Raw genomic sequence first — 25,687 nt, 5'->3', positions numbered from 1 at the left:
TCCTTTTGGCGTTCGAGATGATATGATTTTTGGGGTATGTCAACGAGCTATCTCAACTTACTGCAGTGCCAAAGGCCAAATAGTTGCCCGCCTGCGCGGGCAAGACCGTTTTTTTGTCATTTACAGAGGGCTTTGTTGAAGAATTCCAAGAGAACCTGTTTAACCGAATATCATTTGACGTTTAGCCTAATGCATGACTTTAACTGACCACAAGAAACATAGTGGCTGTAACAATCCATATCAATGTGCTGGTTAAATAAGGATATTCATAGCGCTTAAATGTTTTCTTTACGAGATAAACATCCAGCAACACGACAGGAACAACCGAAATTGCTGTCAATACGATAATTAAAACGACAGGGCGCCCGATGGAGGGGAAAGGAATGAATCCCGCTAAAAAATCCACAATCGAATTTAATACTTCCCGATAATAATAGATGCCCCATAAGCACAAATAATCAAAATTGAGAACCAACCATGAACCTATAATCAATGGAAGAAATAATTTAGCTCCCTTAATAGCGAATATTTTTTTAAACGTTCTGATAAACTCCTGAGAAAATAAAATCATTATGGCACCAGCAAAAACAACCAAAGCTAAAGTTAATAACATTTTTATTCCTCAAATTTAGATCTAATTGCAACAAAACTACAGGGCGTCACCCAAATACCGGCTACCAATCATTCTTCGTCTCATCAACAACAAAAACAATAGAATGATAGAACTTCTTACCCAATCAACAGGCCATAATCTTATCAAGCCAAAAATCCTGCCAAATTCCCTGAGGGTTTAACCTGTGTTCCCCTCTTTATTGCCGCGCCTCCAGTTCTTCCCAACGAGCAAAGTACCTTGATAATAACTCCTCTTCACTCGCCAGCTTTTTAGTAACGTCGGCTATGGTTTGTGCATCTTGCTGATAAAAATCTGCTGTAGCCATCTGTTGATGCAAAGCCTCAATTTTTTTCTCCAGAACTTCTATCTGCTGAGGTAATTTTGACAATTCTCGCTGCTCATTGAAACTTAATTTATTTGTGACATTCGTTCGTTTTATAGTCGGTGTTTTTACTGCAACGTCACGCTGCTGTTTTTTATACGTCTTATAATCATCATATCCACCTACAAACTCACTAAACTTACCCTCTTCTTCATAAACCAAAACGCTGGTTACTACCTGATTAATAAAAGCCCGGTCATGACTGATCAAGATTAATGTTCCAGGATATTCCATCAGCATTTGTTCCAATAGCTCAAGAGTTTCTATATCCAAATCATTAGTAGGTTCATCCATTACCAGGAGATTGACTGGCTTAGCAAACAATTTAGCGAGTAATAATCTGTTTCGCTCCCCTCCAGACAAGGAAGATACAGGTTGATTGAAGCGCTCTGGAGAGAATAGGAAATCCTTTAAATAACTGGCTACATGTTTTTGTTTGCCATTAATTGTGACGTAATCAGCGCCATCGCCCACGTTGAACATCACGGTTTGATCTTCCAAAAGATGACGGCGCAACTGATCAAAATAGGCAACATTCAGTGAAGTGCCCTGCTTTATGGTTCCCGAATCAGGTTGAATTTCACCCAGTAACAAGCGAACCAAAGTTGTCTTACCGCATCCATTGGGACCAATGATCCCAAGTTTATCGCCACGCGTAAGCAATAAGGAAAAATCCTTTAATAAGTGTTTATTGCCAATAGAATACTGTACATGATTCGCTTCAATCACCACAGAACCAGAACGAGTTACGTCCAAAGTGAGCGATTTAACTGAGCCTAATTGATTACGACGGGCTTTATACTCATCCCTTAACGCTTTCAAAGCGCGAACCCTGCCTTCGTTTCGCGTTCGCCTGGCTTTAATTCCCGTTCGTATCCAGGCCTCTTCCTCAGCCAGTTTTTTATCAAATAAATCGTTTTGCTTTTGTTCGCTTAATCTGATTGTCTCACGCCTGTCCAGATAGGTTTCATAATCGCACTCATGAAAATAGAGCTTTCCTCTATCAATTTCAACGATTCGATTCGCTACCTGACTCAAAAATTCTCTATCGTGAGTGACCACGACAACACTGCCATTAAATGTTTTTAAGTACGACTCAAGCCACTCAATTGCTTCAATATCCAAATGGTTTGTTGGCTCATCCAGCAAAAGGACATCTGGGGTGGCTAAAAGCGCAGCCCCCAATAAAACCCGACGTTTCATACCACCAGACAGACTGACCATCTGCTCATTAATCGCAATCCCCAAACGGGTAGCCATGGTTTCAATCTTAGGCAGCAAATCCCAGGCATTTAAATTATCCATTTGTTGCTGAATTGCCGCCAGTTTATCCATATCGTTTTGCTGAGAAAGCTCATGAAAACGGGTTAAGACCTCCCCCACTTCTCCCAGGCTTTTTACAAGAAAATGATAAACAGATTCGTCCCCAGTAACAGGAACCTCCTGAATTAAACCGGCTATTCGCACCCCTGAAAGCTGTTGCATCTGGCCACTGTCAAGAACCAAATCTCCTTGTAATAATTTTAACAAGGTCGACTTTCCAGCACCATTACGTCCAACCAGGGCAATCCTGTCCTGGGGCTGAATTTGTAAATCAGCCTGATCCAATATTCTATTGCCAGCAACAATCAGTGTGGCCCCATGAAGCGAAATAATACTCATAAATAAACTCTGTATTGTATAGTGTATTTAGTCCGAGTGAGTGTATGAACTACCGGAGCTATAAATTAATGGGTTTATAACACATTTTGTTTCTTTTCATTAAATCCGACAGTCGTCATCTCGGACGCTACACGCAATCTCCTAAACCCCATTCGTGACTCAATAAATTACGAAGGCCGTTTATTTTACTCGTTTCTTTAACACCAGCCGATTTTCTTCCTGTACCATATTAAATTGTGATAATACATTCATTCCCAGTAAAACAGTATCATCAGCAGCGCCTGGAATAATCACCGCTTTAATGTCTTTAAGCTCAAACTCGCCAAAAGACAGTTGCTGCAGTCGGGTTAAGGAACCAGTTATTTCGCCATTTGCGGTTGAGATGGTAACCGGATATCGTCCAGTGATGTGTAATTGTGTTGCAATCGTTTGAGGTATGGCAACTAAGGTTGCGCCAGTATCCACCAAAAACTCTACGGGATATTCATTGATCCTGCCATTAATCCGATAATGACCTTCTTTATCTGCGCTCAATATAAATTCACTGCGATTTGCAACAAATACAGTGCTATCAGACTTATCGTAATAATAAAAAAACAAAAACAAGCCTGTAAATAAAATGATCCAGACTAATAAAAACATCACACGCCCGGCACGGGCGTATTGATCGTCGCTCATACTGCTAACTGTTTGAAGAAGATAGAACCATCACACCATCCATTTCAACCTTGGAACCACGTGGTAAGGCTGAAACCCCAATCGCAGCCCTTGCAGGATACGGCGCAATAAAATATCGACTCATTGCATCATTAATTAATGGAAAATGACTTAAATCCGTTAGATACACATTCAGTTTGACAATGTTCGCCAAGCTGCCTCCTGCAGCTTCACATACCGCAGCTAAATTTTCCAAAACCTGTGTGATCTGTAATTTAATGTCATCGCTGCATAACTGCATCGTTTCGGGATCTAACGGAATTTGCCCAGAAAGATAAACCGTTTGCCCACAACGTATTGCCTGACTGTAAGTGCCAATAGCTTCTGGTGCTAATTTGGTGTGAATTGCTTGCATCAATTATCCCCCTGTTTTTTTCTATAAAGACGCATGACGACCTTATTTGCTCTTAACCGTCGCATCACTCGTGCCAAATGAGTTCGGTCAGTTACGCTGATAGAGAAAGTAACGGCATTATGGCGGCCGTCTCTTGGATCTACATTAATATTGCCAATATTAGAATCGGCTTCTGAAATTGCAGTTGCCAAAGCCGCCAAAACACCACGTTCGTTTGCAACATCAACTGTAATATCAACCCAGTATTCGCCTTGAACCTGATCGTCCCAGCGCAGAGCAATAAATTGCTCAGGATGGCTGCGTGAACTGTTTAATGACGCGCAGTCACTGGCATGCACAATAATTCCTCTACCCTGCTGGAATTTTCCGACAATATTATCCCCAGGGATAGGCTGACAACATTCACCAAAGTGAACCACCATACCCTCAGTACCTTTAATAGCCAAGGGACGTGTTTTACTCACTTTATCCAGTTCATTAGTATCCTGGGTAACCACCAGGCGTTTGGCAATAACCATGGCCATTTGATTCCCAATTCCGATGGCATACAAGAGATCATCTACTGTCTTGTAGTGCAAATCACTCAATAACGCCTGTAAGGATTCTGGTGGTATTTTGGCATAGTCACTTGAAAGTTCTATTAGCGACTGTTCTAACAAACGTTTACCCAGAACAATAGATTCAGCATGTTGCTGACTTTTCAGGAAATGACGAATATTCGATCGGGCTTTACCCGTCACGACAAAATTTAACCAGGCCGGGTTAGGATGAGCACCAGGTGCTGTAATGATTTCAACAGTCTGGCCATTAGACAAAGGGATGCTTAAAGGAACAAGCCTTCTGTTTACTTTGGCAGCGACGCAGCTGTTACCCACTCCCGAATGCACCGTATAAGCAAAATCAACTGGCGTGGCACCTTTAGGTAATTCCATGATATGGCCTTTGGGTGTGAACACATAGACCTCATCCGGGAACAAATCAATTTTAACGTTTTCAATAAACTCAAGCGAATTTCCTGTGCTGCGCTGCATCTCCAGCAAACTCTGAACCCATTCTCTGGCTCTTAACTGCGCTTCATTTACTTCAAGGCCGGATGATTTATAAATCCAGTGAGCCGCAACTCCATTATCTGCAACTTTATCCATTTCCCGAGTACGTATTTGTACTTCAAGCGGAACGCCAAATGGACCAAATAAAGTGGTGTGCAATGACTGGTATCCATTGGCTTTAGGTATGCCGATATAGTCTTTAAATCGCTGGGGAACTGGTTTATAAGTGCAATGCAAAGCGCCTAAAATTCGATAACAGGAATCAATATCCTCTGTGATTACCCTAAATGCAAAAACATCCGTAATTTCTGTAAAAGACGCCTTTTTTTGCCGCATTTTTCTGTAAATGCTGTATAAATGCTTTTGTCGGCCAAACACTTGTTCGTAGGGAATTTTGAGCTGAGCTAATGCGTGCTGCAAATCTTTTTCAATAGTCTGGGTTAACTCTTTTCGATTACCGCGGGATTTTTCAACTGCTGATTTGATAGCCCTGTATCGCATGGGATATAAAGCCTGAAAACCCAGATCCTCAAGGCCTACATAAATCGAATGCATCCCCAATCGATTGGCTATAGGGGCATAAATTTCAAGTGTTTCTATAGCAATCCGTCTGCGCTTGGCATACGGCATGGCTCCCAAAGTACGCATGTTGTGTAGGCGATCGGCAAGCTTCACGATAATCACGCGAATGTCTTTAACCATGGCAAGAACCATCTTGCGAAAGTTTTCAGCCTGGGCCTCTGCTTTGGATTCAAATTTGATTTTGGTCAGTTTGGTTACACCATCGACCAAGGCGGTGACGTCTTCTCCAAACTGCTTCGTTAAATCTTCTTTACTAATTGACGTGTCTTCCACAACGTCATGCAGTAAAGTAGCCATAATGGTTTGATAATCCAAACGCATTCTGGCAAGAATTAAGGCCGCGGCTACGGGATGAGTAATGTAGGGCTCGCCAGAACGGCGCATTTGGCCATGATGGGCTCTTTCAGCAACCACATAGGCTTGGTAACATTTTTCAATTTGCGCCTGCTCAAGATAGCATTTAAGCTCTTCATCGAGCTCCTTAAAGTAGCTCACGCAGCACTCCCTAATGTCCAACATGGCCATTAATACCTCTCGTTGCCCAAGTTACGTTCTTATGCTTCGCTAGTGTTTCCTGTGCTTTGCATCAATACCATAACTTGTTCTTCAAGTAGTATGTATTTAAAGGACAAATCGTCTTACTGCAAAGTCAACAAATACGTTTACTCTTTGTCCAAAATATCTGCAGTTATATACCCTTCTGCAATTTCCCGTAAAGCGACTACTGTCGGTTTATCATTTTCCCATTCAACCATTGGTTGATCGCCACGAACTGCAATTTGTCGTGCGCGCTTGGTAGCAACCATAACCAATTCAAATCGGTTTGCAACGTGCTCCAAACAATCTTCTACTGTTACTCGTGCCATAAAATCCACCCTTAAGTTAAAGAACAAGTTGACCGTTAGCCCATTTCATCTAAGTTTAGGTCTAATCTGTAACTCACACAACCAACTGAATTGCAGAGACAGGAACCCAGGCTTAACACAACGTCATGTGCAGACATCCACAATACTTGTTTCTGTCTCAAACCCCTCATTTTACTGCTATGACATCAGGAATGAAAGCAATTTTGATTGTTTATTTACCTGACGGTCAATTCGCAACCGATCTGCAGTCACTATTGCTCTTAAATCCATGGCTGCATGTTCAAAAGTATCGTTCACTATCAAGTAATCAAATTCAGGATAATGACTCAATTCGTCTTGGGCTTTTTTCATTCTGTCACTAATGACTTCATCTTTATCCTGACGCCTGTTCAATAATCTTTGTTTTAACTCATCTAATGAAGGTGGAACTATAAAGATGCTCACTGCATCAGGAAATGAATGTCTGATTTGTTCTGCTCCTTGCCAATCAATATCCAAAACAATATCAATCCCTTGCTGCAATCGTCGCTTGATTTGTTCAACAGAAGTGCCGTATAAATGATTAAAAACCTGAGCATGTTCTATAAAAGCATTGTCATTAACCATTTGAATAAATTCATGTTCACTAACAAAAAAGTAATCAACTCCGTTTTGTTCCCCTGGCCTCATGGGTCGTGTGGTGTGGGAGATGGATACCTCGATATCATCAAGTGTCGTGATTAAATTTCGAACCAAACTGGTTTTACCCCCACCTGAGGGTGCCGCGACTATATATAAATTTCCGAAATAATTACCTGCCATAGTACTCACTCAATGTTTTGTATTTGTTCACGCATTTGCTCAATTAATACTTTCATTTCTACTGCGCTTTGTGTTAAATCCACTGAATCTGATTTTGAACTCAAAGTGTTCGCCTCCCGGTTCAGTTCCTGCATTAAAAAATCAAGTCTTCTGCCTGCCACTTTGTCAGTATTCAGGGTACGACGGACCTCTGCTACATGGGTTTGCAACCGGTCTAGTTCTTCGCTGACATCCATTCGTGCTAAAATCATAGCGATTTCCTGTTCCACTCGCGATTCAGCAACTTCAAGTTGTATTGCCTGTAATCGAGTCAACAATCTGTCTTTAGTCAGACTTGCCAAATCGCTTACTATGTTCCGCGCTCGATTAATCTCTTGTTCCATAGCATCCAACCGCTCTTCAACATGCAATTTTAATGCCTTGCCTTCAGTTGCACGAACTTGGAGTAAGTCTTCAAGAGCATCCTGAAATACAAGAAGCGCCTGTTGTCCCAATACTTCTATATCCATTTGACCAACCTGAACGACACCTGGCCAGGACAGTATATGGCTTACAGTCATATCATTAGCCAGCTGATGCGAAGCAGATAATGTACTGCTTAATTCGACTAAAGCATTGACCATTCCTGTATTTATAAGCATAGACTGATTATCAGAACTTGTATCTTGATACTTAAGCTGGCACTCGAGTTTACCTCGATTGACTTTATCTCGAAGCGATGCTCTTAAACTGGTTTCCATGTATCGAAATGCTTCGGGCAAGCGAAATGAAACATCCAGATAACGGTGATTAACCGATCTGATTTCCCAACACAGCGTACCTGAATCAGTCTGTTTTTGGCCTCGCGCAAAAGCGGTCATACTATGAATCATAAAACTACCTTAGAATAAACCTTGCGCGAATATACCTCAAAACAAGATAATTGGACAGAGAGAACGCATCATGGAGTTATTTCAAGCCAGGTTCCCACACCTCAATAACCGCTGTTTTAGCTTCTATTTTTGATTGTTCATTGCCAAATAAACTGTATCGGGACAAACACTCTGTCCAAATTGCATTTTCTTCATCAGATGCAAGTGGGCTTTGATGCGCTTCATAGGATAAGATGTTTTCTTTAATGCGAATCAGTTCGGGAAGCAGCTTATAAATCAGTTCAATAACAAATGGAGCAATAAAAGCTTGCCTTTGAACCACCTGTTCCGTATTTTCAACTAAAAACCCATTATTATCCTTCAGTGGATTTCCATGTTCGATGTAATTTCTTAATACCCTCAAAACAGGATAGCGTTCAAGAATGTACTGATTTCCGATCACAACCTGTAATTCTCTTACACGATCCATATGCTGTAATAATTGCCCCACATTATATTCAATTGCATCTTTATATTGATGATTTTTCGCCATAAGCGCCACATAACTTAACTGGCCTTTGTTCTTGTGGTGGTGATCCCATTCCTCCAGTGTGGTCCATTGCAATTGAAGATCAAGATACTGAATTTCCACTAAAAATCGTCTAATGTTTAATAAAGCTTCAATTGCTGCATTCACTCGTTTTAGCGGTGTCAAAACATGCTGCTCGCAACGAATTTTGGTTAATTGATCAGCGAGTTTTCGAATTTCCTCCAAACCAATAAACTGATTTTTTTGGGCTAATTTTGCTTTTGTTTGCACATCGCGTTGGTTCAGGCGTTCTTTTTTAGATAAAGCACCGGCATTCACTGCTTTCTTGAGAATTTTCTTCAAATTTTTATTCAGTTCTTTATTTTCTTTAACTGAAGGTAAAAAAGAACAGATGGTTCCTTGTACCTTTCCATTGGGTACGGCATCCGTTCCAGCAAATACCCCCCTGCATAAAGCAAGTATATTATCCGGTGCTTTTTGGCTATTTAGTGCGTTGATAAAGATCTGTTCTTCTTCCGGAGAAACTCGTCGAACAGGTGCCGGTGCAACCAATACAGGCAGTGGCTGATGACTTTTTTCATAAACATCAATTATTTTTTGCCAATGAAGTTCTGGTATGCCTTTGTACTGCCCCATTTTTTTTTCGCGTAAATCAATTAAACGGACTAATCTGGACCAAAAATAACTCAACTCATCACCAACAATTTTTTTTAATCGAGGAATATCCTTCAAAAGCATGTCTACTTTATATTTATTATCCTCTTCCTCCTGATGAGTAATAATATCCCTTATGGTAATAAATGCTTGCCAATCAACGGTATTATCCAGCTTACACAAAAAACTGGAGAAATTTTTACCTGTAAACTGCTCTCCGATCAACTGAAGCCTACGAAGCGCGGCATGTTGCCCCGCAAGTGTTGTTAAATCAAATCTTTTTTGATAACGATCTGCCAGATATTCATCAGCAGACGATAGAGTCAAATTATAGCTTCGTTCACGCAGGTGACTTATAGACACCGGTTCATTTTCAGAATAATTCATCAGATTGATTAAACTGATTAAAGTAAAATTATCGCGTAAATGACTGGTCAGTGCTTTAATATTCTTCAACTGTAATGGAGCCAGCTCATCAGGAAATGAAGTTTTCATAAGAGCAGCAAGATGTTCAAAAAGCCGCTTTAAAGAAGGCAGATCATTTCTAACGACATGAGGAATTGCCTCTTCGACTATCAATTCAAAATCAGCATTTTCTTGAATGAATCGATGGATGTGTTCAAAATGCTGGGATAAATTTTTTAATTGATCCATGTCGCTCACCAAGGCGACTGGAAAATAATATGCCTTTTTTCTTAGATCATATTTGATCAACCCACCAAATTGCTCAAGAGTAACCCAAGTCAATGAAGCAGATAACAAGTGTTTACTGTATTCGTTACGAAATGCACCTGACAAATTATGAATCGTTGCACAGACCATTTCTAAAACCTGTCGAGCTTGATAGATACACTGCAATTTAAATATTTCTCTATCAAAATAGGTAACACCTGGCGACAATTGTTCCAAAACAGATTCATTTCGATACAGATTAATCAAATGAGTAATTGCAAATATCATAAACTCCAAACGAAAGGCGTCATACTTAGCATTTTCCCCGCCATGAGCTTGACTCTCTTTTGTGGGGAGTCGTGTACTGTCCTGATAGAGTTTAATTATTTCATTCAATACATCCTTATGCAGAGCAGCGTCCAATTTCTTTGTAGATTTTTGCAGTTTGTCTTCAAAGATTTGTCTTGGAATTTGATTCCCTGCAACTGGAATATCAGGATTAGCCCCGGCTTCCTTAAGTAAATAATACAAATCGAAATGATCATTAAAAATTGCATACGCTATTGGAGTCATGCCATCTCCCAGATGTTTTTTATTCAGGTCGATAGGTAGCCTCTTGGAGTAACCAAGTAGCAATGAAATCAATTGCAATTGGGTATTATTTTCAGGTTTGCAATATTGACAGGCGATTTGCAACGCGCGATTGTATTTTCCTTTCTTTATCTCAGATAATATTTGATTTTTTTTTATTATCTGGCCTTGTTTCAATAGTTTATTCACTTCAGCCAATAATTGAGTGTGCGCTGGTAGAGGCATATAGATTTAACTCCGCATAACGAATTCAAATGAGAACTTAACCTCATTCATATTTTAAAAAAATTACAAAATGATAAATAAAGTACCTATAATACACATGCTCACAAACATGTCAATATGAGGCAATTTAAGTCGATTAATTTAATTTTATTCTTAATAGATAAATTATGACCAACCATTCTGTGTTCATGAGTGCATCACGGCCATTTAAGAGCTATACTTCCCAATTTTTTGAGGATTAAATCATGCGCCCTAGCAATCGAGAACCGAACCAACTTCGCCCTATTAAAATCACTCGCAACTATACAAATCACGCTGAAGGCTCCGTTTTTGTTGAGTTCGGACAAACCAGAGTCCTGTGTAATGCCTCAGTAATTGAAGGAGTTCCTCGTTTTCTTAAAGGTAAAAACCAGGGATGGGTGACTGCTGAATACGGAATGCTTCCCAGAGCAACTCACAGCAGAACAGAGCGTGAAGCCAGCAAAGGCAAGCAAGGGGGAAGAACACTTGAGATTCAACGTTTGATCGGCCGATCACTGAGAGCTTGCATGGATTTAAAAGTCATAGGTGAAAATACAATTACACTGGATTGTGATGTAATTCAAGCTGATGGTGGAACCCGAACTGCGGCAATTACTGGCGCTTGTGTGGCAATGAGAGATGCGATTCAATGGATGGTACAGCGTGAAAAATTACGCAAAATGCCAACCTTTAACTACGTTGCTGCTGTATCCGTGGGAATCTACAGAGGTCAACCCGTGCTGGATTTGGATTATGCTGAGGATGTACTCGCTGAAACCGATATGAACGTGGTCATGAATGAAGACGGACATTTTATTGAAGTTCAGGGAACCGCAGAAGATCGTTTTTTTAATCGTGATCAGCTCAATAGCATGCTTGCACTTGCAGAAAGTGGAATACCGCAATTAATCGAATTACAAAAGAACGCCTGACACCTCCAGACAGATATTTATCAATACAACCACTCATAACTATCGATCGTGCCCGTGCAAACGGGCAATTTTTCTTGATGTAGTTCCAGGTAATGAGTTGATTAAGATCTGTTGACAATTCAAGTTTCGACGTCCCGCGACTTGTTCGCGGGAACCAATTCACTCTTTATAGGTGCAATATATTCTTGTTTAGCGCACGATCTATCGATTCTGCGAACAAGTCGCGAAAAGTAGGCTTGAATATAATGAAATGTAAACAGCCCCTTGTCTTTTTAAATCACTAATGTACAATAAATGAGCTTTTCTAGCCTTGTCTATTGTTGGTTATGAATTTTTAATTAAACTGGATCGCTGTCATTAACATCAATTGATAGCTGAATTCAATAGTGAATTGGGAAAAAAATGACGACGTTTTATGATGTTTTAGGTATTTCTCTAAATGCAAATGATGAAGAAATAACAAATGCTTACCATACTAAATCACAATTTTTCCACCCTATAAAAACGCAGGAAACCAAGGAAGATAAGAAAAAAAACAAAGAGTACATCAGCATACTTGAACAAGCGTATACAACTCTAATCGATCCGCTTAAGCGAGCTATTTATGATGAGTTGTTGCATCAAAATGAATCAAAATCATATAAAGATTCAGAAAAATGGGAACTAAGCTATTCAGGTTCCTATAAATTCGAAAAACGCCGCAAACTGGTTACCTACAGTTATGTTCTCAAATCATTTGATGAAGAAGACAATCCGCTAGAAGAACAACCAAAACAATTAATTGCCCTCGACTCTTTATTTCGCTCCCTTGAGGACTTTGAACAATTAATTTATGACCTTCGAGACAAAGCTGATATAAATCCCAAGTACCAAACTTTAGCAATCGAAATGCAAGAACTGTATGATGGCATCAGTAGAAAAATCCGAAGTTTACAATTTCAATCGGAGCAATTTAATGTCTATGATAAACGATATTCTGGTGTTGAATCTTCAATCCTGCTAAACACGCTTCTTGAGTGCCAAAATGATTTTAAACGGTTCCAAAATCAGCATCAGGAATTAATAAACTCCCATAGAGGTACTTTACGCAATACTCCTTTAGTCCGAGAAATTTTAATGTGTTTGGATGCTCTTTCCAATATCCTGAGCAACATCATTATTTTTCTTGTTAATACCCCCAAAGATAAGGGATCCAGGCTGGCTTATTACGGAATGTTTCAACCACCGAAGACTAAAACAGCTGAAGAATTAAATGAATTGGCAAATGATATAGACTCTCATATTGAATCGATGTCTCCTGGGCATATATAAAAAATAAGCTGGGGAAGGAATAGCGCTGAACAAAAAGTACCAGGGGAACATAAACGGTTGCAAAAACTAAAATAGAACAACACCCCTGGTTACCCCTTATATACCGGTACCTTTTAAATCCAGACCAGTATCTTTTTTTATATCGGAAGTCACTCTCTCTTCTTCAGTAGGCACACCACTACCGAAAAATACATTTCGACTTTCGGAGGAGGATGCCGCTCTTGATGAGCTGCTTTTCCTGGCCTCTCCTGCCCTGAACAGCTCAGGCACAAGTTGATGAAGTATATTCAAACACTCTGGGTTAGATGATGCACAACCTAGCACTCTTCTGCCATGCCTGCCAACAGGTTTCATCGCAAGGAGCTTGTGTTCTTGAGGCAGAAGATCCAGCATGGCTCTAAGCGTTTCAGGGATTTTGACTAAGTCATGCAAGAGTTGTTCATCGTGTCTTTTAAGCTCATTAATTACTTCAAGCCTGTCATCCTCTAATAAGCACTCAAGCAGGATGATAAACGACTTAGTATTTTTTGATGCATAATAAAGTGGATTCAGGTGAAATCGATCCCCTTCTCTTACAGCATCAAACCGCTTTGCTTCAGGATACAACGAGAGTATAACTTTCAAAGACTCTGAATTACTTGCAGCAAAATGCAACACTGTTTTCCTATTGTTGTCTTTCATCATTGCGGCACTCAGCCTTTGATCTTCCGGATAAAGTTCCAACAGAATCATCAAGGAGTTGATATTCATTGCCGCAAGATGCAGCAGATTTTTTCCACTATAATCAATCACCTTAACAGCATCAAGCCTTTGACTTTCGGGATAAATCTGAAGTATGGTTGTCAAAAATTCAGAATTTTTTACAGTATAATGCAATACAGTTTTACCAAATGCATCAACAGCTTTCACTACATCAAGCTTTTGTTTTTCTGGAATCAATTCGAGCAAAACCGTCAACGATTCGAAGTTTCCTGCAGCCCAATGAAGTGCCGTTTTGCGCGATTCATTAGTCACATTAATACACGCTCCTTGATGAAGCATGAGACACAAATCCTCAAAATGCGATTGGGTAAAGGGAAATTCCAAAATCCTGGCATAATGGCGGTTGACTTCGACTAACTCTAGAAATTCATCAACTCGCTCACCTGCGGCATCAAGGATTACCTTAAAGATGGGGCTATCAACTTTATTGTGATTTGAAGCGATCAAATAAGCAGTAGCCTGTTTCAATTGCTCATTCTGTTTGAGGGCATCAGGCTGGGCAAAAAAATTCGCAAATAAGGATCGGGTTTTCTCCTTAATGAGTTCCCCAAGTCGAGCCGCATCTTTTCTTCCATAAAAAATATAAGGCATAAAGGCATCAGCTAAAAACAACTGCGCCATTGAATCGTTATAACCCGGGTGATCAAGAGCAGTTAAAGCTCCCACCGAATAGTCACCGTGTCCTACATAATGTGACACACCACTAAATGCTCCGATGTGCACTCTTTGAATGTCCTTGTACTCGCACAACAACATTCCCAAATAACGGTACATGTCTACAATTTGTTGGGTTATATTCGAATATGCTGTTTCTACAGAATCAATGCACAGATTACCCTCAAGACTTCTCCAAACCCATCCCTGAGCTAATATTTTGTCATTGAGGCTGGGATTGGTCTCATCCCCTTGAAAGAGCACATAAAAACCACCATTGGGTGACTCAATGCCATGACGCGCACACGCATCCCCTGCTCCTCCCAAGTACTGACAGCAACGGGTAATCTTTCCAAGACAAGCAGCAAGAGTCGCTCCTTTGTCACTTTGAATATCAAGCTTGGTCAGATAGCAATGGTCATAGCCAAGATCCGATCCTTTGATGGTTATTGCCGGGATGGCTTCATCGTCATTGTTTCGTTGTAAGGAATAAAATGTGGCAATACTTTTTTCCCCTAAACCATACTGTATTAGTATTCGATGCTCGGGATTGCTGGTTGCCTTATATCGCTCATAAAAAGCCTGCAACACAAGACATGACGCATCAGCTAAAGGAATACCAGCAGCCAAATCGGTCAGCTCCATACTAATTCGTGATTTCTCTTGGCTCCATAGGGAAAGATTTTTTTGTCGCTCAACCCTTCCTGCTTCAGTTGGGTCATCTAAAGGCCTTTCCACCAACACTCTGTGTTGCTTCATTGCATTTGCCAACTCCTTTTCTTTGGCTTTAATTTCTTCAGCTTTAACCTTGCCAGCGGTTACGCTCACAGGCACAATAGATCGATTCAATCGCTCTATTGCGCCTGCATGTGGTAATAATTTTCTAAACCGTGGGTTAAGCATGTTATCGCGCTTGGCCGCTATCTTTTTCCATTGTGAAAAATCACACAACTCAGAATCCGGCAAATCAAAATCCGGCAAATCAAACAAACAGGCGTCATGCACCAAATTGTCTACCCTGTTGCCTTTAGGAAAATTAATCAGGTAATGATATACCGATTGTTCGTCTTCAAAAATCAAGGATAACTTTAAAGCATGGCTTTCAGGAATACCGTTCCTTTCGTTCAAACGGGCCAGGCGGCACAAGGGAAGTATCTTTTGATATAAATCATTGTTGTAGTACCCCCTATATTGAGATGCCTGAGGATGAAAATCAGGTACATCGCGGCTGCTTGATGCCGAACTCTCTTGCCGTAAATTGCTGATATTCAAATCAGAACAAATCTCGCTAATATAGCCTGCTGCAACCGATCCTGAATCATTATTAACTCGCTGCAATAAATCATTCAATTGCCGTCTGGCCTCAGTTAGCTGAGCTGCTTCTCGCACCTCGTTCAATCTGCTTGTATCAGTGCGTGAAGTAAGTTTTCTTATAGCTAAAAGGCGTTCCAGTATCTCGTTTAAATTCATAATATAACCAGAGAGTATAATTCATCATTATAGAACATCATGTGAATAATGCAGTCACAATGATATATTTATTGACTCAATGTTTCATATGAATGAGTAGCAGCATCAACGTAAAATTCATGTCGAAAAATAACTATTCGTCACGGAATACAGGGCAAACTAAAATGATTCGAAAAATTGCACTCGTTTAAAACAATGTTTTGTTAATAGCCGCTTCCTGGGCAGTATGCCGAGAAATGATGTTATTATTTACCAATTCAGTCAAATGCTGATCCAGCGTTTGCATCCCTTTGGCTTGACCGGTTTGGATTGAAGAATACATTTGTGCGACTTTATCTTCTCTTATCAAATTACGAATAGCACCTGTGCACATCATAATCTCCAGGGCTGCGACCCTGCCCCCATTATTTTTTTTCAATAAACTTTGGGCAACTACAGCCTGTAGCGATTCTGATAACATGGAGCGAACCATGGATTTTTCTTCTGCAGGAAAGACATCAATAATCCTGTTGATGGTTTTGGTTGCCGAATTGGTGTGCAAGGTTCCAAAGACCAAATGCCCTGTTTCTGCTGCCGTCATTGCCAGGCGAATGGTTTCCAAATCACGTAACTCACCGACCAGAATAATATCCGGGTCTTCACGCAAGGCAGAGCGTAATGCGGCATTAAAACTCAAGGTATCCTTGTGAACTTCCCTTTGGTTCACCAGACATTTTTTACTCTGATGTACGAATTCAATAGGATCCTCCACAGTCAGGATGTGCTCGTAGCGTGAGGCATTAATGTAGTCAATCATTGCAGCCAGAGTAGTACTCTTACCAGACCCCGTTGGTCCGGTAACTAAAACCAACCCCCTGGAAAATCCCGCCATATCTTTAAAAATTGGCGGTAAATTCAAATCTTCCATAGTCAATATTTTCGAAGGAATTGTACGAAATACTGCCGCAGCACCTCGTGACTGATTGAATGCATTAACCCTGAAACGTGCCAGATTATTAATTTCAAAAGAAAAATCCGTTTCCAAAAACTCCTCATATTCTTTTCTTTGCCTGTCATTCATAATGTCGTAAATTATTTTAATAACGTCTTTATGATCCAACGCTGGCAAATTAATTTTACGCAGATCACCATCTACACGAATCATTGGTGGTAATCCTGCGGATATATGTAAATCTGATGATTTATTTTTAACCGAGAAAGCCAGTAGTTCCGCAATATCCATACTCAATTATCCCTAATCAATCAATCGACTCTTAATTAGTAGATTAGCTCAGTAATGGTTACACGGCAAACATTGTAGGAGTACCTGCTCTTTTGATATGGTTACACTTTTATACTCGTTGTGATGACACTATGAATCTGAGTGAACGTATTAAAGCAATTAATAAAGAGATCTGCCAAACTGAAATTTCTGAAAACAGAACTCCAGGTTCTGTATCGTTACTGGCAGTCAGCAAACAACAGGGTATCGAGTCAATAAGGGAAGCGTTTAACAATGGAGTCAAGGATTTTGGTGAAAATTATTTTCAGGAGGCTGAAGCAAAAATAACCCAATTAAAACAACTGCCCATCTGTTGGCATTTCATTGGTCCTATTCAAAGTAATAAAACCAAAGGCATTGCGTCATTATTTGATTGGGTTCACAGTGTCGATCGCATTAAAGTAGCCAAACTGCTCAATGAGTTCAGACCCCCAGAACAACCACAGCTAAAAGTATGTCTGCAAATTAATCTGGCGGGGGAACAAACCAAGTCAGGAGTAACTCGTGAAGAAGCCCCAGATCTGGCTTTTGCTGTAAGTCAATTACCTCATCTAAACCTGAGAGGTTTAATGACCATTCCACCTCCCATAAGGAATCCTCAGGAACAATACCAGCTGTTTCGTGAACTAAATCTACTGATGCAGTCCATAAACAAAGAGTTCGATCTAAAAATGGATACACTATCCATGGGAATGAGCGATGATTTGGTTCCGGCTATCAAGGCAGGAGCAACCATAGTTCGTATTGGCAGAGCAATTTTTGGTGAACGACGAGGAGCATCAGCATGAAGATCAGTTTTATCGGATTCGGCAATATGGCAAAAGCTATTGCCCGAGGTTTAAGTCAACAGGAGTCATGGTCATTATCCGCTGCATCCCCTTCATTAACTACAGGAAAGAACCAAGAAGGTATTAAGACCTACCATGATAATAAAGAAGTGGTAAAAAATGCAGACGTTATCATTTTGGCTGTCAAACCCACACAAATGAGCACCGTTCTTAAAGAAATTACTCCTCATATACCGCAAAATTGCCTTTTGATTTCTGTAGCAGCTGGATTAAGCCTTTCCTGGTTTGCTCAATACTGTGCGAGTAGCCAGGCTTTAATACGTACCATGCCCAATACCCCAGCTTCAATTGGCCTTGCGGCAACGCCAATGATCGCTAATGAAGCAACTACAAATGAACAGAAACAATGGGCAGAGCTGATTTTTTCTAAAATTGGCCTAACCACCTGGGCGATCAACGAAGATGAAATGGATACCTACACGGCTTTGTCCGGAAGTGGCCCTGCATATGTGTTCCTCTTTATGGAAGCAATGATAGATGCAGCTGTAAACCTGGGATTGGATCCGCAAAGTGCCAAAACATTTGCCCTGCAAACATTTACGGGCGCGGTTAATTTAGCTCATAATAGCGATTTAAGTTTATCCCAGTTAAGAACAAAGGTAACATCACCGGGAGGAACAACAGCAGCTGCTGTAAACATACTGCAGGAGCAATTACATACCCTGGTTTTTAAGGCAATGAGCGCTGCAAAACAACGTGCACATGAATTGGGAGGGGTGTAAAGAGACCTTACCATTCCAGAGGCTCTTGAAATATAAAATGAAAACCTTGGTAATTCACCGTGAATTACCCAATCTGTAACTTAGGTCAGTAGCATCAATAGGGGAAAAAATGTCTGGATTTACTGCTGTAGGAATTTTTTTAACATCTTTATTTTTTGGCTTGGTCATCTTGACTTTATGGTTACGTATCGCTCTTCGCTACTTTAAAGTCAGCGCGCTAAGCCCATTAAGTCAAGTAGTCTTATCCGTTACTGATCCCGTGATCAGGCCAATACAAACCCTTTTTAAATTAACATACCAGCCAGGGCAAAAATACGACTGGATGGCTTTTGTTATTCTAATCATTGTTGAATTTCTAAAAATAACCATCCTGAGCCTGCTTGCTTTCCACACACTCATCCCTATTGGATATCTGCTTCTCTACATCGCTGCAGATTTAATCATCCAACCCTGTGATTTACTTTTTTATGCGATACTTATCCGAGTGATTATGAGTTATGTAAAACCAGGCTGGCAGCATCCTGTTGCTGATTTTCTACGCTTATTAACAGAACCATTATTAATTCTGGGAAGAAAAATAGTTCCGGATATATCAGGCTTTGATTTTTCGCCTTTTATAATTATGATCATTTTAAAAGTAATTACTTTATTTATCAGTGCATCCTTACCTTGGCGGTTAATATAATTGAGGAATAATTGGCTAAATGAACTATACTTATTTTTGAAAGGATAGCCGGATTGAACATATGAACTTTATATATTGTGCCAGTGCCACATTGTTGATGCTGCCATTAAATCTCTTGGCTGCTCAATCATACTATTGTCCTCAAAACCATGCCTACATTAATCTGGGTATGAGTACTAATGAGGTTATAGCAGCCTGCGGGCAACCGATAAGTAAACAAGACTCGGATCAACCGCTCACCCAAAAAATACCGGTACAGCAACTCATCTATAACAATCAAGGTACAAGTACTGCCTTTTATGGTGTTTGGAATGTTCAAACAGGAAGTGGCGGTGCTCAAATGGAAATCGATGTAGTTAATAATCAAGTAAAGGGAATCAAGATTAATGGCGGTAACAGTAATGCAACCAGCCTTTGTAGCGGCACCAGCATACAGATGAATGATCCTGTCAATAAGGTCTATGGTGCATGTGGCAGCCCGGATGTCATCAACAACACTTATGTTAATATGCCTGTGCCAACCGCCACCAAACCTCAAATATGGATTTACCAGCCCGGACAATATCAACCTTCAGTATCCTTGACTTTTGTAGATGGCAAACTACAATCCATCAACAATTAATTAAGGAAACAATCCAGATGACTGAAACTGTAGATGATATCACCATAGCCTATTCTGAAAATGGTACCGAAACAACAAAAGAGTTGGACAAACAAATATTATCAAAAGGTGCTTGGACCACAATCATGTTCAAGTATCAGGAATGGGATAATGCAAAAAATGATTATGGTCCGGTAAAGTTTTCCATTCGTCGTTACCAAAAACGAAATAATCAATATTGGCAAAAATCTAAATTTAATATTTCCAGTGCAGATCAAGCACAAAAAATCATTGATATCCTGAATAACTGGTTAAAATAAACATACAAACTGAAACCACGTCAAATTTCCCCGAGTGGGCGATCTCCTCAAAATAGGGTAATATTTATTATACAACCACATTCAAGAGTTCACTTGTTTCACTTGGGATGGCGTTTTTTCACGCTCATCTAAAGTGCGTCATCCTGAACGTAGCGAACAATCTCCTCGAGCTGGCACGATGCTGATTCTTCAGCCGCGTTCAGCCTATCACTACGTTCAAGATAACCGCCTGTTTATTAGTTACAACAAATCCTGTAACTCCTACTTAAAGCATCCAACCCCATCAAAGCCTATGACATGACATTCTTTATAAGAAGACTGATCCAGCATATAACGCACAGCGCCATACTCAGCATAGATTCGTCCATCCTTGCCAAGCGCAACATGAGGCTTTTGATACTGTGTTTCAGGTTCACAAGCTGATTTATTGAGATTCCAGACAACTCCATTCACATTGACGGTAGACTGTTCTGGCTTTAATGAATGAGTACCACAGGCTGAAACGGATAATTCAGGCACTGATGGTGCAGAAAATAAAATATCATACCCTGTTAAAGCTGTTTTTACTGCATTTTCTGCGTCCAGGATTCCATGACCGCAGGGTTTTTTGCCAACACAGGATTTATTTGCGTCATTACTTTTGCCGAAATCATGAGTGGTAATGTATAAAATTTGCTCCACCTGCTCTGCTTTCAATGTTTTTTCACTGACTGCGTAAACCAATCCCGCCACACCAGCAACATGCGGAGATGCCATACTCGTTCCTTGATAAAAATCAAAGCCAGACGAATTATATCCTCCACCGGGATTTACCGTTGATAAAATACCGCCAGCGGTACCATAACGTTTATCACCACCAGGAGCTGCCAAAGTTACACTGGGACCGTAATTAGAAAAGTAGGAACGCAAACCTTCAGGGCCAGTAGAAGCAACCTTTATAGTTCCATTACAGACACCCGGGGCATTAAAATGCTCCCATAGATTATCATTCCCGGCAGCGGCTACAAGCACTGCTCCTTTTTTTCGGGCAAAAAAGACTGCTTCCTGGAGTGCTTCATCACAATAATCAATTTCTTTACCCGGTTTTTCATCTACCCCAAAACTCATATTCAAAACTTTCGCTGGATGCATATTCGTTGGAACTCCGGGTACTTCGCCTCCGACAGCCCAATAAATTCCATTCACCACAGCACTTTCATAAAACATTCCGGATGCAGCAGGAATTTTGACGGTCAGAATCTTTAGATCCTCGCCAACTCCAGTCATGACCTGACCATATCCAGCGATTGTTCCGGAAACGTGAGTTCCGTGGTACGACTTGGTTTCATCACTTAAATCATTATTGTTACCTGCGAAGTTCCAGCCCCAGACATTCCCTTCAGTGTCTTTGACCAGGTTATTCACCAGACTGTCGTTCAATGCAATTCCGGTATCCAATACAGCTACCACTACAGGCTTTTTCCCATTACCTGTAGTATATGCCCACGCACCATCTCTTAATCCCGCTTTTGATTCCAGCATGATTCCTGCAGGACGCTGAAACTCATCCCACTGGCTTTCATGGGATAATAGTTGGCTTAATTCCGAACTGACCACAGGATCGGGGACGGGTTTAAAATATCCAATTCGATCTTTAACTGCATACAATACATTAGGGTTCTTGCGTAGTTTCTCCAAAACCAGATCTGTATTGTCTCCATCATGATCTTTAATAGAAGGTACATTCGAGGCATCCAATATGAGTGAATACGCTCCATTGGCCATTGGCTTCATTTCTTTAACTGGCAACTGGAGTGACTTAAATACTTGTGATTTCAAGGAAGACAATGCAGCAGGTTGTTGTTTGTATTTAATAATCACTCGTACAGTGTCATTGGCAGGGGCAGCTGTAATACCATGCGCAACGGATAAAAGACTCAATCCCAGAATGCTTGATTTTAAACCCATGTGTGATACTCCTTATCAAAATCTAAAAAATAACAGCAGGACTCAGTATGCAGGAGAACAAATTGCAACACAAGGATCAGAATTAACTTCTCAATAACCAAGGATAACCTAACCCGAATAAAATGAGAGAGCTACTGGCTGTTGTGATCTGCCTGATTTGGCAATTCATTCTTATGCTCTAAAAAACTGAATTTAAAAATTGATGTAACTATCCATATCATCCCGATCGCAATGCTTTAGTATCCAGGGAAATTGATCTTCTTTCGATCAAATCCCCTATCTACCGCGCGTAGCGTGGGGGAGAGCTTCCAATTAGCCTTAAGTTTTTCTTGACGAAATGCTAAATTGATAATTCCCAATGTTATCGAAATCTCGCAAAAATGTCCTTCTCCCTCAGGGAGAAGGTGCCAACGGCGGATGAGGGGATCTTAAAACGATTAAAATTATCTATTAAAATACTTAGTCCAACCCAAAAAGAATTAAATGCATGGGATTAATTGATAATGCAAAAAGCCTACGCAAAAACAGCACCTGCATGGAAATTAAGAGATGGAACTCACCTGGATCGCAACGATTTCAAGGATTTAAATTCAGAAGACAATGCACTATTGGTACCTATATTATAGATTTCGTTTGTATCGAAAAAAAATTAATTATTGGGATAGGTGGTGGTCAGCAGAATGAGTGCTGGCAAAATGAATACGATAATAGAAAGACTAACTATCTTAATAATTCAGGCTGTGAAATTTTAAGGCTTTGGAATAATGAAGTACAGCAACAATTTAATTTAGTAATGGATGTTATCTATAATTATTTAATGAATGATGTGTGATCCCCTCATCCGCCGTCGGCACCTTCTCCCTGAGGGAGAAGGACATTTAGCGAGATTTCGATAACATTGGGAATTAAAGATTTTGCATTTCATCAAGAAATACTTAGGGCTGATTGGAAGGTGGAGAGGGGATTTAATCGCAAGAAGATGAATATCCCTGGACACTAATGCACGGCGTTCGGGATGACGTGAGTAGTTACAAATTGATTGGTAACACCAGCCCTGTTCAGCTGATTCCCTGTTGATCTTTATATTCAGAGGGAGTTAATCCTGTCCATCGTTTAAATGCTTTTGTAAAACTGGAGGTATCATTAAATCCTAACAAAAAGCTTACTTCCGTTATCGAAATACCGTTATTTAGTAAAAAAGTTTTAGCCTTTTGCTCCCGAACCTCATCTAATAGTTCTTGATAAGTTACCTCTAATTTTTGTAAATGACGTCTTAATGTACGTGAGGTCATGCATAATGTACTGGCAATTTCATCCATACTGAGATGATTTAAATTACTGTGCAGTATAACTGCTTTTATTTTACTAATTAAATCCTCGTTTGAACTCAAGTTTTTTGCAATTTCCTGTAATTGATTTTTGGCTAACTGATAACTTACATCATCAGCAAAATGAATTGGAGCATTTAACTCCCCTGCTTCAAGCCACACTCGGCTGCATGGAGCAGCAAAGACCACCCGGATTTGAAATATCTGTTCATAATACTCAGCATATTCGGGTTTAGCGTAATCAACGTCGATTCTAGGACAAGGTACAGAACTGTTAATCAAAAAAGCTCTCATGTTGATGAAGTGAATCAATACCAATTCCGTCATAAAACGAGAGATTAAGGGATCTTCTGTTAAAGAAATAATTTGTATGTACGCACTTTTTAGATGAGCTTCCTGGTGCAATTCAAGGCTTAACAGACTGGTTCGAGTATTAAGATAACTGAGCATGGTCTGAATCGCTGTTTCTAATGTTGGACTGCTCATAGCAGCATATCCAAGAAAGCCATGATTTACTATGGATAAGCTTTGGCCAAAGGCCAAACCCAAATGAGGACAATTGCTGAGCTTATAAGCCGCTTCGATTACCCGTTTAAATTCAGCCATAGATAAATATAGGGATGGATCATGAACTCTGACGGGATCGATGCCAATTTGGGATAAAAATTGAAAGACCCCAAATTGCTCAAGGCATTTTTCTAAACTGACAAGATAATTAGCAGCAATAACCCGTTCCACAAAGGGGTGCCTCATTTTAAAGTTGATTTAATAATGCTTCTGCATCCAACAAAAAAACATGTAATGCCCGCGAACTCATCTATCCCCACCGATATCTATAGGTCACAATGCAGAATGTGCCTTTTTAATAAATGAGGAATTCTCGGGCATAAAACAAGGCTCGAAGGAGCTGACAACAGACCCTGCTATTCTTAATACCGATATTGTTCCGGTTTATAAGGGCCATTTTTGTTAACCCCTATGTACTGCGCTTGTTCAGCCGTTAATTCTGTTAATTTGGCGCCAATTCGTCCCAAGTGCAAGCGAGCGACCTTTTCATCTAATAATTTGGGAAGTACATACACCTGATTTTGGTATTGAGTGGAGTTGATAAATAATTCAATTTGAGCCAAAACCTGATTTGTAAAAGATGCTGACATTACAAAACTGGGGTGCCCTGTTGCACAACCTAAATTAACCAGACGACCTTCAGCTAAAATAATAAGCCTTTTGCCATCAGGGAATATAACATGATCCACTTGAGGTTTAATGTTTTCCCATTGATATTGTTTCAGGCTGTGAATGTCGATTTCAGAATCAAAATGGCCAATATTACACAATATAGCCTGATTCCTCATGCGTCTCATGTGATCATGAGTTACTACGTGATAGTTACCTGTTGCAGTAACCAAAATATCGACTTGTTCTGCGACATCATCAAGAGTTACGACCCGATAACCTTCCATCGCTGCCTGCAAGGCACAAATAGGATCGATTTCTGCAATAAGAACAGAAGCTCCTTGACCCCGCAAAGCCTGCGCACATCCTTTGCCCACATCACCATAACCCAGAATCAATGCCACTTTACCAGCAATCATCACATCAGTAGCTCGTTTTAAGCCATCCAATAACGACTCCCGACAACCATAAAGATTATCAAATTTGGATTTGGTAACCGCATCATTCACATTAATTGCCGGGATCTTTAAATGGCCATGTCGTGCCATTTCATACAGTCTGGCAACCCCGGTAGTGGTTTCCTCTGAAACTCCCTTTAGCCCAGCTAAAAGATGAGGGTATTTTTGATGAATAATCTGAGTCAAATCCCCACCATCATCCAATAATAAATTGGGAGTCCATCCATTAGGACCAGTAAGTGTTTGTTCTACACACCACCAGTATTCTTCCTCGGTTTCCCCTTTCCAGGCAAAAACGGGAATACCGGCATCAGCAATAGCTGATGCCGCATGATCCTGAGTTGAAAAAATATTACAAGAAGACCAACGAACCTCAGCCCCTAAAGCAATAAGTGTTTCTATAAGTACAGCGGTTTGGATGGTCATATGCAAACAACCAGCGATTCGAGCTCCTTTTAAAGGACGAGATGGACCAAACTCATGTCGCAACGCCATTAAACCTGGCATTTCAGTCTCTGCTATCGCTATTTCCTTTCGCCCCCATGCAGCAAGAGACATGTCCGCTACTTTAAAATCCTGGGTTTTAGTTACTTTTACTGCTGCATCCGTTACTGAGTTCAT

General features: G+C 40.3%; 22 protein-coding genes. 8 read left to right on the top strand and 14 right to left on the bottom strand.

Annotated features, from left to right (window positions below; all coding sequences use genetic code 11):
* Positions 1–199: 199 nt before the first annotated feature.
* The 9 genes from G543_RS0115300 to G543_RS0115260 all read right to left on the bottom strand — a co-directional run bounded on the left by G543_RS0115300 (position 200) and on the right by G543_RS0115260 (position 10,570).
* Positions 200–613 (bottom strand): hypothetical protein, encoded by a 414-nt coding sequence (locus G543_RS0115300; RefSeq protein ID WP_028385299.1) that lies wholly within the window; start codon positions 611–613, stop codon positions 200–202.
* Positions 614–809: 196 nt separating this feature from the next.
* A complete protein-coding gene (locus G543_RS0115295; RefSeq protein ID WP_028385298.1) occupies positions 810–2,657 on the bottom strand; it encodes an ATP-binding cassette domain-containing protein in 1,848 nt (615 codons plus the stop codon).
* A 180-nt stretch (positions 2,658–2,837) separates the two neighbouring features.
* Positions 2,838–3,335 carry a retropepsin-like aspartic protease family protein gene (locus G543_RS0115290; RefSeq protein WP_028385297.1) on the bottom strand — a complete coding sequence of 166 codons (498 nt, stop codon included), beginning with the start codon at positions 3,333–3,335 and terminating at the stop codon, positions 2,838–2,840.
* A gap of 4 nt (positions 3,336–3,339) precedes the next feature.
* Positions 3,340–3,729 (bottom strand): RidA family protein, encoded by a 390-nt coding sequence (locus tag G543_RS0115285; protein ID WP_028385296.1) that lies wholly within the window; start codon positions 3,727–3,729, stop codon positions 3,340–3,342.
* The gene (gene spoT / locus G543_RS0115280; RefSeq protein ID WP_028385295.1) at positions 3,729–5,855 is read right to left on the bottom strand and encodes a bifunctional GTP diphosphokinase/guanosine-3',5'-bis pyrophosphate 3'-pyrophosphohydrolase; all 2,127 of its coding nucleotides are present in this window, start codon (positions 5,853–5,855) and stop codon (positions 3,729–3,731) included. The genes G543_RS0115285 and spoT overlap by 1 nt, the downstream gene beginning before the upstream one ends.
* A 167-nt stretch (positions 5,856–6,022) precedes the next feature.
* Positions 6,023–6,226, bottom strand: coding sequence for a DNA-directed RNA polymerase subunit omega (gene rpoZ / locus G543_RS0115275; protein ID WP_028385294.1), 204 nt, complete (start codon positions 6,224–6,226; stop codon positions 6,023–6,025).
* 177 nt (positions 6,227–6,403) lie between these two features.
* Positions 6,404–7,027: a guanylate kinase gene (gmk, locus tag G543_RS0115270; protein ID WP_028385293.1), complete on the bottom strand. Its 624-nt coding sequence runs from the start codon at positions 7,025–7,027 to the stop codon at positions 6,404–6,406.
* Positions 7,028–7,032: 5 nt separating this feature from the next.
* On the bottom strand, positions 7,033–7,899 hold the full coding sequence (locus G543_RS0115265) for a YicC/YloC family endoribonuclease (RefSeq protein WP_028385292.1): 867 nt from the start codon (positions 7,897–7,899) through the stop codon (positions 7,033–7,035).
* A 76-nt stretch (positions 7,900–7,975) separates the two neighbouring features.
* Positions 7,976–10,570, bottom strand: coding sequence for a hypothetical protein (locus G543_RS0115260; protein WP_028385291.1), 2,595 nt, complete (start codon positions 10,568–10,570; stop codon positions 7,976–7,978).
* 245 nt (positions 10,571–10,815) lie between these two features.
* Between G543_RS0115260 and rph the strand changes: the two genes are divergently transcribed.
* A complete protein-coding gene (gene rph / locus G543_RS0115255) occupies positions 10,816–11,523 on the top strand; it encodes a ribonuclease PH (protein ID WP_028385290.1) in 708 nt (235 codons plus the stop codon).
* Between the two features lie 402 nt (positions 11,524–11,925).
* Positions 11,926–12,834, top strand: coding sequence for a J domain-containing protein (locus G543_RS0115250; RefSeq protein ID WP_028385289.1), 909 nt, complete (start codon positions 11,926–11,928; stop codon positions 12,832–12,834).
* A gap of 96 nt (positions 12,835–12,930) precedes the next feature.
* On the opposite strand, the gene G543_RS0115245 is transcribed toward G543_RS0115250, so the two are convergent.
* Positions 12,931–15,720 carry an ankyrin repeat domain-containing protein gene (locus tag G543_RS0115245; protein WP_028385288.1) on the bottom strand — a complete coding sequence of 930 codons (2,790 nt, stop codon included), beginning with the start codon at positions 15,718–15,720 and terminating at the stop codon, positions 12,931–12,933.
* A gap of 187 nt (positions 15,721–15,907) precedes the next feature.
* Positions 15,908–16,942 carry a type IV pilus twitching motility protein PilT gene (locus G543_RS0115240; protein WP_028385287.1) on the bottom strand — a complete coding sequence of 345 codons (1,035 nt, stop codon included), beginning with the start codon at positions 16,940–16,942 and terminating at the stop codon, positions 15,908–15,910.
* Positions 16,943–17,073: 131 nt separating this feature from the next.
* Here G543_RS0115240 and G543_RS0115235 point away from each other — a divergent pair, with 131 nt between their 5' ends.
* The 5 genes from G543_RS0115235 to G543_RS0115215 all read left to right on the top strand — a co-directional run bounded on the left by G543_RS0115235 (position 17,074) and on the right by G543_RS0115215 (position 20,157).
* On the top strand, positions 17,074–17,769 hold the full coding sequence (locus tag G543_RS0115235) for a YggS family pyridoxal phosphate-dependent enzyme (protein ID WP_028385286.1): 696 nt from the start codon (positions 17,074–17,076) through the stop codon (positions 17,767–17,769).
* Positions 17,766–18,551 carry a pyrroline-5-carboxylate reductase gene (gene proC, locus G543_RS0115230; protein ID WP_028385285.1) on the top strand — a complete coding sequence of 262 codons (786 nt, stop codon included), beginning with the start codon at positions 17,766–17,768 and terminating at the stop codon, positions 18,549–18,551. Before G543_RS0115235 ends, proC begins: the two co-directional genes overlap by 4 nt.
* Before the next feature lie 109 nt (positions 18,552–18,660).
* Complete coding sequence (locus tag G543_RS0115225; RefSeq protein ID WP_028385284.1) at positions 18,661–19,236, top strand: YggT family protein; 576 nt, start codon at positions 18,661–18,663, stop codon at positions 19,234–19,236.
* Between the two features lie 61 nt (positions 19,237–19,297).
* Entirely contained in the window at positions 19,298–19,858 is a 561-nt protein-coding gene (locus tag G543_RS0115220; protein WP_028385283.1) for a DUF2845 domain-containing protein, read from the top strand.
* A 17-nt stretch (positions 19,859–19,875) separates the two neighbouring features.
* Positions 19,876–20,157 carry a hypothetical protein gene (locus tag G543_RS0115215; RefSeq protein WP_028385282.1) on the top strand — a complete coding sequence of 94 codons (282 nt, stop codon included), beginning with the start codon at positions 19,876–19,878 and terminating at the stop codon, positions 20,155–20,157.
* A gap of 261 nt (positions 20,158–20,418) precedes the next feature.
* Here G543_RS0115215 and G543_RS0115210 read toward each other — a convergent pair whose 3' ends face one another.
* Positions 20,419–22,104 carry a S8 family serine peptidase gene (locus G543_RS0115210; RefSeq protein ID WP_028385281.1) on the bottom strand — a complete coding sequence of 562 codons (1,686 nt, stop codon included), beginning with the start codon at positions 22,102–22,104 and terminating at the stop codon, positions 20,419–20,421.
* A 487-nt stretch (positions 22,105–22,591) separates the two neighbouring features.
* Between G543_RS0115210 and G543_RS0115200 the strand changes: the two genes are divergently transcribed.
* The gene (locus tag G543_RS0115200) at positions 22,592–22,936 is read left to right on the top strand and encodes an endonuclease domain-containing protein (protein ID WP_035922531.1); all 345 of its coding nucleotides are present in this window, start codon (positions 22,592–22,594) and stop codon (positions 22,934–22,936) included.
* A 226-nt stretch (positions 22,937–23,162) separates the two neighbouring features.
* On the opposite strand, the gene G543_RS0115195 is transcribed toward G543_RS0115200, so the two are convergent.
* Positions 23,163–24,170 (bottom strand): AraC family transcriptional regulator, encoded by a 1,008-nt coding sequence (locus G543_RS0115195; protein ID WP_028385279.1) that lies wholly within the window; start codon positions 24,168–24,170, stop codon positions 23,163–23,165.
* Between the two features lie 191 nt (positions 24,171–24,361).
* Entirely contained in the window at positions 24,362–25,687 is a 1,326-nt protein-coding gene (ahcY, locus tag G543_RS0115190; RefSeq protein ID WP_028385278.1) for an adenosylhomocysteinase, read from the bottom strand.

It is taken from the genome of Legionella moravica DSM 19234, assembly GCF_000423305.1.
In the GTDB taxonomy this organism is placed as follows: domain Bacteria; phylum Pseudomonadota; class Gammaproteobacteria; order Legionellales; family Legionellaceae; genus Legionella; species Legionella moravica.
Note: the sequence above shows the minus strand (reverse complement) of the source record. Positions and strands in the feature narration are given on the sequence as shown.

What these genes read in the sequence shown, in the direction of transcription:
- G543_RS0115210 (WP_028385281.1), bottom strand. Translation starts at nt 22,104, where the DNA reads ATGGGTTTAAAATCAAGCATTCTGGGATTGAGTCTTTTATCCGTTGCG.
- G543_RS0115235 (WP_028385286.1), top strand. Translation starts at nt 17,074, where the DNA reads ATGAATCTGAGTGAACGTATTAAAGCAATTAATAAAGAGATCTGCCAA.
- G543_RS0115225 (WP_028385284.1), top strand. Translation starts at nt 18,661, where the DNA reads ATGTCTGGATTTACTGCTGTAGGAATTTTTTTAACATCTTTATTTTTT.
- rpoZ (WP_028385294.1), bottom strand. Translation starts at nt 6,226, where the DNA reads ATGGCACGAGTAACAGTAGAAGATTGTTTGGAGCACGTTGCAAACCGA.
- G543_RS0115290 (WP_028385297.1), bottom strand. Translation starts at nt 3,335, where the DNA reads ATGAGCGACGATCAATACGCCCGTGCCGGGCGTGTGATGTTTTTATTA.
- G543_RS0115300 (WP_028385299.1), bottom strand. Translation starts at nt 613, where the DNA reads ATGTTATTAACTTTAGCTTTGGTTGTTTTTGCTGGTGCCATAATGATT.
- G543_RS0115295 (WP_028385298.1), bottom strand. Translation starts at nt 2,657, where the DNA reads ATGAGTATTATTTCGCTTCATGGGGCCACACTGATTGTTGCTGGCAAT.
- G543_RS0115245 (WP_028385288.1), bottom strand. Translation starts at nt 15,720, where the DNA reads ATGAATTTAAACGAGATACTGGAACGCCTTTTAGCTATAAGAAAACTT.
- rph (WP_028385290.1), top strand. Translation starts at nt 10,816, where the DNA reads ATGCGCCCTAGCAATCGAGAACCGAACCAACTTCGCCCTATTAAAATC.
- G543_RS0115260 (WP_028385291.1), bottom strand. Translation starts at nt 10,570, where the DNA reads ATGCCTCTACCAGCGCACACTCAATTATTGGCTGAAGTGAATAAACTA.
- G543_RS0115285 (WP_028385296.1), bottom strand. Translation starts at nt 3,729, where the DNA reads ATGCAAGCAATTCACACCAAATTAGCACCAGAAGCTATTGGCACTTAC.
- G543_RS0115240 (WP_028385287.1), bottom strand. Translation starts at nt 16,942, where the DNA reads ATGGATATTGCGGAACTACTGGCTTTCTCGGTTAAAAATAAATCATCA.
- G543_RS0115265 (WP_028385292.1), bottom strand. Translation starts at nt 7,899, where the DNA reads ATGATTCATAGTATGACCGCTTTTGCGCGAGGCCAAAAACAGACTGAT.
- ahcY (WP_028385278.1), bottom strand. Translation starts at nt 25,687, where the DNA reads ATGAACTCAGTAACGGATGCAGCAGTAAAAGTAACTAAAACCCAGGAT.
- gmk (WP_028385293.1), bottom strand. Translation starts at nt 7,027, where the DNA reads ATGGCAGGTAATTATTTCGGAAATTTATATATAGTCGCGGCACCCTCA.
- G543_RS0115250 (WP_028385289.1), top strand. Translation starts at nt 11,926, where the DNA reads ATGACGACGTTTTATGATGTTTTAGGTATTTCTCTAAATGCAAATGAT.
- G543_RS0115200 (WP_035922531.1), top strand. Translation starts at nt 22,592, where the DNA reads ATGGGATTAATTGATAATGCAAAAAGCCTACGCAAAAACAGCACCTGC.
- proC (WP_028385285.1), top strand. Translation starts at nt 17,766, where the DNA reads ATGAAGATCAGTTTTATCGGATTCGGCAATATGGCAAAAGCTATTGCC.
- G543_RS0115220 (WP_028385283.1), top strand. Translation starts at nt 19,298, where the DNA reads ATGAACTTTATATATTGTGCCAGTGCCACATTGTTGATGCTGCCATTA.
- G543_RS0115215 (WP_028385282.1), top strand. Translation starts at nt 19,876, where the DNA reads ATGACTGAAACTGTAGATGATATCACCATAGCCTATTCTGAAAATGGT.